Origin of the sequence: Vibrio sp. S234-5 (assembly GCF_000960595.1) — a bacterium.
Classification (GTDB): Bacteria; Pseudomonadota; Gammaproteobacteria; order Enterobacterales; family Vibrionaceae; genus Vibrio.
In genome coordinates, this window is record NZ_JZAM01000318.1 from 1 (window position 1) to 389 (window position 389).

The 389-nt window shown below is 52.4% G+C and carries 1 protein-coding gene; it reads left to right on the forward strand.

The genetic code is table 11. The features are described from left to right. The coding region (locus UF06_RS18780; RefSeq protein ID WP_045571790.1) for a methyl-accepting chemotaxis protein at nucleotides 1-389 on the forward strand (389 nt) is incomplete at both ends.

The following is a 389-nucleotide window of genomic DNA, read 5'->3' on the forward strand; positions in this document are numbered from 1 at the left end:
GGCGAGCTAGGGAGAGGCTTTGCGGAGGTGGCTGATGAGGTACGAAGCCTTGCGGTAAGAACCGTTGATGACGTCAGCGAGATTTCGGGCACGATTGAGACGATGAAAAACGAAAGTGCTGAGGTTATTCAGTACATCAGCAACTCAGGCAAAACCATAGAGAAAGGGCAGCAGAAAGGACACGAAGCGATCACCGCGCTCAAACACATCACCGACAAAGCCGATGAGGCCAGCCAGCAAACCGAAGTGATCTTTAGTTCGATGAAAGAGCTGGCGACGACCAGTCAATCCATGGTCGATAGCATGACCCAAATCGCCCATGCGATGCGAGAGCTGGAGACCAATAACCAAGAGTTGCGGGAAGTGAGTAAACTGGTTGCCAGCCACTC